Origin of the sequence: Actinotalea ferrariae (assembly GCF_019733465.1) — a bacterium.
GTDB lineage: Bacteria > Actinomycetota > Actinomycetes > Actinomycetales > Cellulomonadaceae > Actinotalea > Actinotalea ferrariae_A.
The window spans coordinates 1-10,369 of record NZ_JACVQL010000167.1; the positions used below are offsets into that span (position 1 = coordinate 1).

A 10,369-nucleotide genomic window follows, 5' to 3' on the forward strand; every position below is an offset into this window, starting at 1 on the left:
GGCGACGGGCGGGCGGGGCGCGGGCCGGTCGACCGACACGCCGTCGCCGGGCACCACGACCTCCTGCGCCGCGGAGACGTCGCCGCCGTCGCACGCGACCGTGAGCCCGGCCGTCACGTCGAGGCTCCGCTTCACCAGGGCGAGCGCGACCGGGCCGAGCTCGTGGTGGCGCGCGACGCTCGTCACCGCTCCCACGGCGCGACCCTCGGCCGCGACCTCGGCACCGGGCTGCGGCAGGAGGTGGCCAGAGCCGTCGAGGTGGAGCATGACGAGGCGGCGCGGCGGGCGGCCGAGGTTGTGCACGCGCGCGACGGTCTCCTGGCCGCGGTAGCAGCCCTTCTCCAGGTGCACGGCCGTGCGCAGCCAGTCGAGCTCGTGCGGGATGGTGCGGTGGTCGACGTCGGTCGCCAGACGCGGGCGCCACGCCGCGACCCGGGCCGCCTCGCTCGCCCACGTGCCGGCGAGCCGCCAGCCCGACGCCTCGCGCGCCGCGACGGCGGTCTCCAGGCCGTCGCGCAGCACGAGCACCACGCGCCACGGCCGCTCGGCGCCGGGGTGCTCGTCGTCGGGCGGGCCGTACCGCGTGCCGCCGGCGAGCGTGCGGGGCCACGGGTCGCGCCACGTGACGGGCTCGCCCTCACCGCCCTCCGCGTCGACCGGCTCGCCGAGCGCCGCCCAGCGGTCGGTGACGTCCGCGATCTCGACGCGGAGCATGAACCTCATCCGGTCCAGCCACGCGGCGAGCGCCGGGGCCGACGAGCCCTCGGTGAGCAGCCACGTCGTCGTGCCGTCGTCGACGACGCCCGCGGCGTGCTCGACGTGCCCGTGGGGGCTGAGCACGAGCGTCTCGGTCGACGTGCGCGGCGGCAGCGCCGCGAGCGCCTGGGACGTGATCGAGTGGAGCCACGTGAGGCGGTCGGGCCCGGTCACCGTCACCACGCCGAGGTGGGACAGGTCGACCACCGCGCCGCCCGCGGCGAGAGCACGCTGCTCGGCCGTCGGGTCGCCGTAGTGCCAGGCGACGCCCGCGTCGGGACCCGCGCCCTCCACCGCGCCGCGGCGGCCCAGCAGCGGGCTGCGCCGCACGGCGGGGGTAGCCGCGTCCGGTGCGGGAGCGGGGCTCACGGGCTGCGCCGGGTCCGTCGTCGGCTCGTCGGGCTTCACTGCCGGCTCATCCGGGCCGAGGCGTAGGACTGCAGCGGCTCGCCGAACGCCGCCAGGTCCCAGGTCCACATGAGCTCGCCCTGCACGAGGCCGTACAGGCGGGTCGCGGCACTCACCTCGACCGCGTCGGGCGAGCGCACGACGACGTCGCTCGCGAGGTCGATCCGGCCGTTGCCCGTCACACCCGCGTAGAGCGTGAGGTGGCCGGCGGGGTCGACGAGGAGCAGCTCGACCGGGAAGCGGTCGGCCGCGAGGCCGTCCGGCCGGTCGGGCGGCACGCGCCAGTACCCGGACTCGCGCGCCCAGACCCGCGCCTCGGCGGGCTCGGCGCCCTGCTCACCCTCGGCGGCAGGGGCGTCGTCGGCCGGCGCGAGCCACATCGTGCTCGTCCAGGCGAGGTACGGGCCGCCGTCGTGCTCGACGACCACCTCCTGCACCACCGGCGTCTCGGGCACGCGCGGATGGGCGACGACGCCCTCGCCGCGCCACCGGCCGACGAGCCAGGCGAGCGGGTAGACCTCCGGGGCCAGGCCCTCGGGCAGCACGAAGGACATGCTCAGCGCTGACCCTTGAAGAGCTTGTAGACCACGTAGAAGGCGAACCAGCCGATCGTCAGCGCCGACGCGACGAGCAGGCCGATGAAGAAGATCTCGAGGGCCACCATGCCCCGATCCTACGGCGCCCGCGGTCCTACGCTGCGGGCATGACGCCACCGCCCGCCGGACCCGCCGTCCCCCCGCCCTCCGAGGCCCTCCCGGGCGACCCGGGCGAGGGAGGGGCGGCGCGCTCGCTGGTGGTCAAGACGACGTCGGGCGCGGACCGGCCCGAGGCGTGCAACCAGGCCTTCACGGTCGCCGCGGCCGCGGTCGCGGCGGGTGCCCGGGTGAGCCTGTGGCTCACGGGCGAGGCCGCGTGGCTCGCGCTGCCGGGCCGCACGGCCGACGTCGCGCTCGAGCACGCGACCCCGCTGGGCGACCTGCTCGACGTCGTGCTCGCGGCCGGCACCGTGACCGTCTGCACGCAGTGCGCGGCCCGGCGCGGGATCGGTCCGGACGACGTCGTCGCGGGCGTCCGCGTCGCCGGCTCGGCGACGTTCGTCGAGGAGACGCTGCGGCCCGGGGCGCAGGCGCTCGTCTACTGAGTCGCTCGCCCGCCTCGCTCGTCAGCCGACGAGCACGCGTCCGACGACGTAGACGAGGATGCCGCTGACCGAGACCGGCAGGACGATCGCCGCGAGCGCCGCCCAGCGCCGTGCGAGCGCAGGCTGGCGGTCGAAGAGCTCGTGCAGCGCGGCGACGAGGATGCCCGTCGCGAGCCCGAGGAACGCGCCCGCGAGGACGTCCGTCCCGGGCATGACCGCCCCCACGGCGCCCCCCGCGATCACGGCGGCCGTCGTGGTCACGGCCGCGGCGGTCCAGCCGCCGAGGGGCACGGCGGAGACGGCCGCGCCGACCGCGAGCGCGACGGCGCCGCTCACGACGAGCGACGTGCCCCCCGGCGTGCGGCCCGACGCGACCCAGCCGGCGGCCGCCGTCGCGACGAGGACGCCCGTGACGGTCCCGGTGACCGACTCGACGAGGCGGTGACGGCCGTCCTGCCGCGCGAGCTCGTTGACGAAGGCCAGGAGGATCGCGAACGCGACCACCACGGGGAGCTCGCGCAGGACGGGCTGCCCCCGCGTCGCGGTGACGGCCACGACTCCCCCGACGCCGCCGAGCGCGATGACGACCGTGCTGCCCAGCCGTGCCGGCAGGTCGAGCAGCACCGGCCACCCGATGGCGATGACGAGCGCGAGCAGCGCGGAGGCCACGACGAGCGGGATCCCGGCGAGCACGCCGGCGCCGCCGACGATCGCCGCCACGGCCGCCGTGAGCACGGCGCGGGTCGACACGTCCATCAGGTCACGCGGAGGGGATCGGGGGAGGAGGCCGCACGCACGACGCAGAGTCTCGCAGATCGCGCCGTCTCGCCGTCTCGCCTCCGCGGCCCTGCACCGACGACCTCCCGAGCCGCTGTACCGTGATCCCACCTCGTCCGAGGGAGGTACCCCCGTGGCAGACCTTCTGCTGCTGACACCCAGCGCTGGGGGCTCCGCCCAGGTGCTCCCGGCCCTCGGCCTGCTCTCGCACCGCGTGCGGGTGCTGCCGGTCGAGCCGTCGGCGCTGCTCGACGCGCCGGACGCGGACGTGCTGCTGCTCGACGCGCGCAAGGACCTGGCCACCGCCCGCTCGACGTGCCGCCTGCTGCGCGCGACAGGGCTGAACGTGCCGCTCGTGCTCGTGCTGACCGAGGGCGGCCTCACGGTCGTCACGGGTGAGTGGGGTGCCGCCGACATCCTGCTCGAGGACGCCTCCCCCGCCGAGGTCGAGGCCCGGCTGCGGCTCGTCGTCGAGCGCTTCGCCGAGGCGAACCCGGTCGACGACGTCGAGGAGATCTCCTCGGGCGACCTCACGATCGACGCGGGCGGCTACACGGCCCGCGTGCGCGGCCGGCCACTCGACCTCACCTACAAGGAGTTCGAGCTGCTCAAGTACCTCGCGCAGCACCCCGGCCGCGTGTTCACGCGCGCCCAGCTGCTCCAGGAGGTCTGGGGCTACGACTACTTCGGCGGCACGCGCACCGTCGACGTCCACGTCCGCCGCCTGCGGGCCAAGCTCGGCCCCGAGCACGAGCAGCTCATCGGCACCGTCCGCAACGTCGGCTACCGGTTCGACCCGCCGCACCGCCGCGGCGGCGTGGAGCGCGACGCCGAGGCGGCGGGTGCGACCGCCGGCACGACGTCGGACGCCGCGCCCGGCCAGCCGCTGGAGAGCGCGCGCGACGACGTGGTCGACCTCCCGACCGCGGACGGCGCGGGCGACCGACGTCGTGCGGTGTGACGGCGGCCCTGCCGCCTGAGCACCGTCGCCGGATAGGTTGCCGGGCGTGACCGATCAGTCCGTCGTCCTGCTGGACGGCCCGTGGCGTCACGGGTTCGTCGCCGCCAACGGGGCCAGGTTCCACGTCGCGGAGTCGCTGCCCACCCTGCCGACGGCGTCCGAGCCGGACCGCGCACCGCTCGTCGTGCTGCTGCACGGCTTCCCCCAGATGTGGTGGACGTGGCGGCACCAGATCCCGGCGCTCGCCGCCGCGGGCTACCGGGTCGCCGCGATGGACCTGCGCGGCACGGGCGCGTCCGACAAGCCGCCCCTGGGTTACGACGTGCCGACGCTCGCCCGGGACGTCGCGGGCGTCATCCGCTCCCTGGGCGCCCACGAGGCGGTCGTCGTCGGGCAGGGCGTGGGCGGCACGGTGGCCTGGTCCATGCCCGCGCTGCACCCGGGGCTGACGCGCGGCGTCGCGGTGCTCAGCGCACCGCACCCGGCACGGATGCACACGGCCGCCGTCGCGCGCACGATGCTGCGCCGCTCGTCGTCGCGCCGGCTCGCCTACTTCCAGCTGCCGTTCTTCCCCGAGCAGAGCATGACGCGCGGCGACCTCGTGGTGCGGCTGCTCACCGAGTGGGGGGCGCCCGGCTGGCTCACCCCCGACGTCGCGCAGACCTACCGGCTCGCCGCGCAGATCCCCTTCGCCGCGCACAGCGCGATGGAGACGCTGCGCTGGCTCGTGCGGTCGACGCCGCGCGTGGACGGGCAGCGCTTCCTCGCGGCGGTGCGCGAGCCGGTCCGGGTGCCCGTCCTCCAGCTGCACGGGACGGCCGACCGGTGCATCCCGCTCTCGCGCGCGGCGGGCGAGAACGGCACGCCCTACCGGTTCGAGGCGGTCGCGGGTGCGGGGCACTTCCTCGCGGAGGAGGCGCCCGAGCGCACGACGGAGCTCCTGCTGGACTTGCTCAGCGCTCTGCCGACGCCCACGCCGTAGGGCCCGTCGTGCCCACGCCCCCGGCGCGCGCCGGCGGGGCGTCCGGGGCGTCCGGGTCCTTCACGAGCGCCGCGGCGCGCTCGGGGTCCGTCTCGCCGATCCCGTACGACGGGCACAGCGACGCGAGCGGGCACGCGCCGCACGCGGGGCGTCGGGCGTGGCAGGTGCGACGGCCGTGGAAGATCATCCGGTGCGAGAACATCGTCCACTCGCGCTTCTCGACCATCGCGCACAGCTCGGCCTCGACCGTGACGGCGTCCTCCGACTCGGTCAGCCCGAGCCGGCGCGCGACGCGGCCGACGTGCGTGTCGACGGGCAGACCCGGCACGCCGAAGGCGTTGCCGAGCACCACGTTCGCCGTCTTGCGCCCCACGCCGGGGAGCGTCACCAGATCGGCCATGCGCGGAGGGACCTCGCCCGCGTGACGCTCGACGAGCGCCTGCGCGAGCCCGATCAGGGACGCGGCCTTCGCCCGGAAGAACCCTGTCGGGCGGATCACGTCCTCGAGGTCCGCCCGGTCGGCGGCGGCGAGGCTCGCGGCGTCGGGGAACCGGGCGAACAGCTCGGGCGTGACCTGGTTGACGCGCACGTCCGTGGTCTGGGCCGAGAGCACCGTCGCGACGAGCAGGTCGAGCGGGGTGCGGAAGTCGAGCTCGCAGCGGGCGGTGGGGTACCGCTCGGCGAGCAGCCGGTTGACCTTGCGCGCACGGCGGGTGAGGGTCAACGCGCTCGTCGCGGCCATGAGGTCAGACTACGCACGCCCCCGTTGGGGTGAACCCGCGCCACGCGGCTCAAGATCACCCGCGCGCGCGACGATCCTCAGGATGTGCGAGTCGACGGTCGGCTCGGGGGGAGGAGGTGCGGTCGTGCCCGCATCCGCGTCGGACCCGTGGATCCTCCCGCCCGACGGCCCGCCCCTGACGCGCCCGAGCGCGTCGTCCACCCGGCGCACGCTGCGTGCGGAGAAGACGCAGCTCGCGCGCTGGCGCCGGCTCGTCCGCGCGCGGCTCGACCTCGCGGTCGCGTCGTTCGCCCCGCCCGACCACGTCGGCGCGATGAGCTGGGACATCCTGCCCGAGGCGCAGCTCGCGCTGCCCATGCCGCAGGAGCTGCTCGCCGCCGTGACGGTGGACCCGCCGTCGGACCCCGTCGCGCTCATGGAGCGCCTGCGTCGCCTCGACCGGATGCTCGCGGCGTACGGCGCCGAGCTGGACGCGGCGCTCGACGAGCTGTCCCTCGACGGCGCCCCCGGCGCACCGGCCGTGCAGACGGCCCGGCCCGAGGGCGTGGCGGGCGCTCGCTGACGCCCGCGCCGTGCGGCAGGATGAGGTGGGCGGCCGCCCCGTGCGGCCGGTCCGACCGGCGACGAGGAGCGAGGCCCTGTGGACGACGACGTTGTGCTCTCGGCACCCCTGTTCGCCGCGATCGACCCCGAGGCCTCGCAGGCGCTGTTCACCTCGATGAAGCCCCTGCGCCTGCCTCGCGGGCGCGCGGTGTTCCACGAGGGCGAACCGGGTGACCGGCTCTACGTCATCGGCGCGGGCAAGGTGAAGCTCGGGCGCCGCTCGACCGACGGCCGCGAGAACCTGCTCTCGGTGCTGGGGCCGGGCGAGATGTTCGGCGAGCTGTCGCTGTTCGACCCGGGCCCGCGCACCGCCACCGCGACCGCCGTGGCCGACGCGCGGCTCTACGAGCTGAGCCACGCCGAGCTCATCGACTGGCTCGAGCGCTACCCCGCCGTCGCCAAGCACCTGCTCGAGGCGCTCGCCCGGCGGCTCCGGCGGACCAACGAGGCCCTCGCGGACCTCGTCTTCGCCGACGTGCCCGGGCGGGTCGCCAAGGCGCTGCTCGACCTCTCGACGCGGTTCGGCGAGCCGGCCGACGACGGCCTGCGCGTGGCGCACGACCTGACCCAGGAGGAGCTGGCGCAGCTCGTCGGGGCGTCGCGCGAGACGGTCAACAAGGCGCTCGCGGACTTCGCGGCGCGCGGGTGGGTGCGGCGCGAGGGCCGCGCCGTCGTGCTCCTCGACATGGACCGCCTGGAGCGCCGCGCGCGCTGACGCGCGCTTCGGGCCGACCTGGCACGCTCAGCCGGCTCAGCAGCCGAGCTCCTCAGCGGCGCTCAGCTGCTCCTCGAGCAGGGCTCAGCCGAGCTCGACGACCAGCTCGAGCTCGACCGGGGCGTCGAGCGGGAGCACCGCGACGCCCACGGCGCTGCGGGCGTGCACCCCGGCGTCGCCGAAGACCTGGCCGAGCAGCTCGCTCGCGCCGTTGATGACGCCCGGCTGCCCCGTGAAGGAGGGGTCGCTCGCGACGAAGCCGACGAGCTTGACGACCCGCCGCACGCGGTCGAGGCTGCCGGCCTGCTCGGCCACCGCGGCGAGCGCGTTGAGCGCCGCCACGCGGGCCAGCTCGCGCGCCCGGTCCGGGTCCACGAGCCCCTCGCCGACGCCGACCTTGCCGGTCTGCGCCATGGCGCCGTCGACGAACGGCAGCTGCCCGGACGTCCACACGAGCGAGCCGCTGCGGACCGCCGGCACGTAGGCCGCGACCGGGGCTGCGACCGGGGGGAGCGTGATGCCGAGCTCGGCGAGCCGCCGGGCGATGGTGCCCTGCTCGCTCACGACCCCTGACCCGTCGGACGCTTGAGGTACGCCACGAGGCCGTTGCCGTCGGGGCCGGTGACGACCTGGACGAGCTCCCAGCCGTCGGCTCCCCACTGGTCGAGGATCGCCTTGGTGGCGTGGACGATGAGCGGGACGGTCGCGTACTCCCACGTGGTGGCCATGGCTGCACGCTACCGCCCCGGCAGGGGCCGCCCCGCGTGCCCCCGCACACCAAGCCTTCACACCGGCAGCACGACGTCGGCCCGGTGGCACGAGGGCACTCCCGTAGTCTGAGGACCATGGTGTCCCCTGTGCCCGCCCGGCCCCGCGGCCGACAGGTCAACGCGCTCCAGGCCCTGGCCCTCCTGCTGGCGTTCTTCCTCATGGCCGGCGTGGGCGGCCTGCTCACCGCCGGCCTCGTGATGCCCGCCGTCGCGACGACGAGCACGCTCACGGACACCGGCGTCCGGCTCTTCGACGAGCTGCCGAGCGAGCTCGAGCAGGTGCCGCTCTCGGAGAAGTCGGTGATCCTCGCCGCCGACGGCACGCTGCTCGCGACGTTCTACAGCCAGAACCGCATCGTCGTGCCGCTCGACCAGATCTCGATCCACATGCAGCACGCGGTCATCGCGACCGAGGACCGCCGGTTCTACGACCACGGCGGCGTCGACCTCCAGGGCATCGCCCGTGCCGCGATGAAGACGCTGACGACGGAGGACAAGGAGGGCGGCTCGACCCTCACCCAGCAGTACGTGAAGAACGCCCTCATCCAGGCCGCGCTCACCGCGGACACCCCTGAGGCCCGCGCCGCCGCGATCGACGCGGCGCGCGAGAGCGAGGGCATGGAGGGCATCGCCCGCAAGCTCCGCGAGGCGAAGACGGCCCTCGCGCTCGAGGAGCGCATGACCAAGGACGAGATCCTCGAGGCCTACCTCAACATCTCGCAGTTCGGGCTCTCGGTGTACGGCGTCGAGGCGGCCGCGCAGTACTTCTTCTCGACGTCGGCCGCGAACCTCAACTACCTCCAGGCCGCGACCATCGCGGGGATCACGCAGGCGCCCGGCGACTTCGACCCGGTGCGCAACCCCGAGGCGGCGCAGGGGCGGCGCGACACCGTCCTCGGCCTCATGCTGCGCGAGGAGTTCATCACCCAGGAGGAGCACGACGCCGGCGTCGCGACGCCGATCGCGGCGACCCTCGCGGTGAGCAACGCGAAGCTCGGCTGCGTCGAGGCGAACGCCGTCTTCAACGCCGGCTACTTCTGCGACTTCGTCACGAAGATCATCGCCAACGACCCGGCCTTCGGCGAGACCATGGAGGAGCGCACCCGGCTGCTCCTGACGGGCGGCCTCACCATCACCACGACGCTCGTCCCGGGTCTCCAGCAGGCCGCGGACGAGGAGGTCAAGAACGGCATCCCCGTGCTCGACCCGTCGGGCGTCGCCTCCGCGATCTCGGTCGTCGAGCCCGGCACCGGCAAGGTCGTCGCGATGGCGCAGAACCGCATCTTCAACAGCGCCGAGGTGGTCGGCCCGGGCGAGACGGCCGTCAACTACAACACCGACAAGGTGTACGGCTCCTCGAACGGGTTCCACCCCGGCTCGACCTTCAAGCCGTTCACGCTCGTGCAGTGGCTCAAGGAGGGGCACAGCCTCAACGAGGTCATCGACGCGCGGAAGATGGAGTACGCGATGCGGGACTTCAACTCCCCCGCGTGCGGCGCGATCTTCACCGGGCAGGCCAACTACAAGTTCGGCAACGCCGAGGGCCCCGCGGGTGTCATGAGCGCGCTCGACGCCACTCGCAAGTCCGTGAACTCCGGCTACATCCGGATGGCCAGCGAGCTGGACCTCTGCGGCATCTTCGACACGGCCGCGTCGCTCGGCGTGCACAAGGCGGACGGCAACCCGGTCGACGTCGTCCCGTCGAACGTCCTCGGCTCGACGGAGATCGCACCGCTCACCATGGCCGCGGCGTTCGCGGCGTTCGCGGCCAACGGCATCTTCTGCGAGCCGGTCGCGATCACGAGCGTCGTCGACACGCACGGCGCGCAGCTGCCCGTGCCGCAGCCGAACTGCCGCCAGGCCATCTCGCCCGAGATCGCCGCCGCGATGAACTTCGCGCTGAGCGGCGTCTGGAACGGCACCGCGTCCGACGTCAACCCGCCGCCCGGCCGCCCCTCGGCCGGCAAGACCGGCACGACGTCGCACAACGAGTACACGTGGTTCGTCGGCTACACGCCGCAGCTCGCGTCCGCGGTGTGGGTGGGCTTCCCCGATGCGATGCGGCCGGTGCAGGACATGACCATCAACGGCCGCTGGGTCCGCAACGCTTTCGGGTCGACGATCGCGGCGCCCACCTGGTCGCGCTTCATGACCCGCGCGCTCGACGGCGTGCCCGCCGTCCCGTTCCCGGCGCCGAACAGCCGCCAGGTGCAGGGCGCCCAGGTGCGCGTGCCCGACGTCGCCTTCCGGACCGAGGCCGAGGCCCAGGCCGCCCTCGCGAACGTCGGCTTCGAGGTGCGGACCGACCCGACCCCGGTGTTCTCGCCGGCGCCGGCCGGCTCGGTCGCGGGGACGTCCCCCGCCGCGGGGTCGTCGGCCGCACGCGGCTCGGTCGTCACCATCCAGCTCTCCGCCGGGCCCGACCCGGCCGGGGTGCAGCAGACGAGCAGCTTCGGTCGAGGCGGCGGTGACCAGGGCGGCGGCGAGCAGGACGGCGGCGGCCCGGGCGGCGGC

The 10,369-nt window shown here is 75.0% G+C and carries 12 protein-coding genes; 6 read left to right on the plus strand and 6 right to left on the minus strand.

All coding sequences use genetic code 11. The annotated features are described in order from the left end of the window. Nucleotides 1–1,125: CAF17-like 4Fe-4S cluster assembly/insertion protein YgfZ (ygfZ, locus tag ICW40_RS13240; RefSeq protein WP_445206263.1), on the minus strand; the 1,125-nt coding region annotated here is incomplete at its 3' end. A 35-nt stretch (nt 1,126–1,160) separates the two neighbouring features. Further along, nucleotides 1,161–1,718, minus strand: a complete 558-nt coding sequence (locus ICW40_RS13245) for an FABP family protein (RefSeq protein ID WP_221654487.1) — start codon at nt 1,716–1,718, stop codon at nt 1,161–1,163. A gap of 149 nt (nt 1,719–1,867) precedes the next feature. Here ICW40_RS13245 and ICW40_RS13250 point away from each other — a divergent pair, with 149 nt between their 5' ends. Beyond that, nucleotides 1,868–2,305: a DsrE family protein gene (locus ICW40_RS13250; RefSeq protein ID WP_221654488.1), complete on the plus strand. Its 438-nt coding sequence runs from the start codon at nt 1,868–1,870 to the stop codon at nt 2,303–2,305. 21 nt (nt 2,306–2,326) lie between these two features. On the opposite strand, the gene ICW40_RS13255 is transcribed toward ICW40_RS13250, so the two are convergent. Beyond that, on the minus strand, nt 2,327–3,061 hold the full coding sequence (locus ICW40_RS13255; RefSeq protein WP_221654489.1) for a hypothetical protein: 735 nt from the start codon (nt 3,059–3,061) through the stop codon (nt 2,327–2,329). Nucleotides 3,062–3,215: 154 nt separating this feature from the next. On the opposite strand from ICW40_RS13255, the gene ICW40_RS13260 reads away from it, so the two are divergent. Together ICW40_RS13260 and ICW40_RS13265 are read left to right on the plus strand one after the other, a co-directional pair. Further along, nucleotides 3,216–4,043, plus strand: coding sequence for a response regulator transcription factor (locus ICW40_RS13260; RefSeq protein ID WP_221654490.1), 828 nt, complete (start codon nt 3,216–3,218; stop codon nt 4,041–4,043). A 46-nt stretch (nt 4,044–4,089) separates the two neighbouring features. Further along, a complete protein-coding gene (locus tag ICW40_RS13265; RefSeq protein ID WP_308121793.1) occupies nt 4,090–5,025 on the plus strand; it encodes an alpha/beta fold hydrolase in 936 nt (311 codons plus the stop codon). On the opposite strand, the gene nth is transcribed toward ICW40_RS13265, so the two are convergent. Next, nucleotides 4,997–5,767, minus strand: a complete 771-nt coding sequence (gene nth, locus ICW40_RS13270) for an endonuclease III (RefSeq protein ID WP_221654492.1) — start codon at nt 5,765–5,767, stop codon at nt 4,997–4,999. The two genes, ICW40_RS13265 and nth, sit on opposite strands and share 29 nt — an antisense overlap. Before the next feature lie 124 nt (nt 5,768–5,891). Here nth and ICW40_RS13275 point away from each other — a divergent pair, with 124 nt between their 5' ends. Both ICW40_RS13275 and ICW40_RS13280 read left to right on the plus strand, forming a co-directional pair. Then, nucleotides 5,892–6,329: a hypothetical protein gene (locus ICW40_RS13275; protein ID WP_221654493.1), complete on the plus strand. Its 438-nt coding sequence runs from the start codon at nt 5,892–5,894 to the stop codon at nt 6,327–6,329. 78 nt (nt 6,330–6,407) lie between these two features. Continuing rightward, nucleotides 6,408–7,085 (plus strand): Crp/Fnr family transcriptional regulator, encoded by a 678-nt coding sequence (locus tag ICW40_RS13280; RefSeq protein ID WP_221654494.1) that lies wholly within the window; start codon nt 6,408–6,410, stop codon nt 7,083–7,085. Between the two features lie 84 nt (nt 7,086–7,169). Here ICW40_RS13280 and ICW40_RS13285 read toward each other — a convergent pair whose 3' ends face one another. Then, entirely contained in the window at nt 7,170–7,649 is a 480-nt protein-coding gene (locus tag ICW40_RS13285) for a RidA family protein (RefSeq protein ID WP_221654495.1), read from the minus strand. Continuing rightward, the gene (locus ICW40_RS13290; RefSeq protein WP_221654496.1) at nt 7,646–7,813 is read right to left on the minus strand and encodes a DUF4177 domain-containing protein; all 168 of its coding nucleotides are present in this window, start codon (nt 7,811–7,813) and stop codon (nt 7,646–7,648) included. The genes ICW40_RS13285 and ICW40_RS13290 overlap by 4 nt, the downstream gene beginning before the upstream one ends. Before the next feature lie 117 nt (nt 7,814–7,930). Between ICW40_RS13290 and ICW40_RS13295 the strand changes: the two genes are divergently transcribed. Further along, nucleotides 7,931–10,369: transglycosylase domain-containing protein (locus tag ICW40_RS13295; protein WP_221654497.1), on the plus strand; the 2,439-nt coding region annotated here is incomplete at its 3' end.

What these genes read in the sequence shown, in the direction of transcription:
- ICW40_RS13290 (WP_221654496.1), bottom strand. Translation starts at nt 7,813, where the DNA reads ATGGCCACCACGTGGGAGTACGCGACCGTCCCGCTCATCGTCCACGCC.
- ICW40_RS13250 (WP_221654488.1), top strand. Translation starts at nt 1,868, where the DNA reads ATGACGCCACCGCCCGCCGGACCCGCCGTCCCCCCGCCCTCCGAGGCC.
- nth (WP_221654492.1), bottom strand. Translation starts at nt 5,767, where the DNA reads ATGGCCGCGACGAGCGCGTTGACCCTCACCCGCCGTGCGCGCAAGGTC.
- ICW40_RS13245 (WP_221654487.1), bottom strand. Translation starts at nt 1,718, where the DNA reads ATGTCCTTCGTGCTGCCCGAGGGCCTGGCCCCGGAGGTCTACCCGCTC.
- ICW40_RS13255 (WP_221654489.1), bottom strand. Translation starts at nt 3,061, where the DNA reads ATGGACGTGTCGACCCGCGCCGTGCTCACGGCGGCCGTGGCGGCGATC.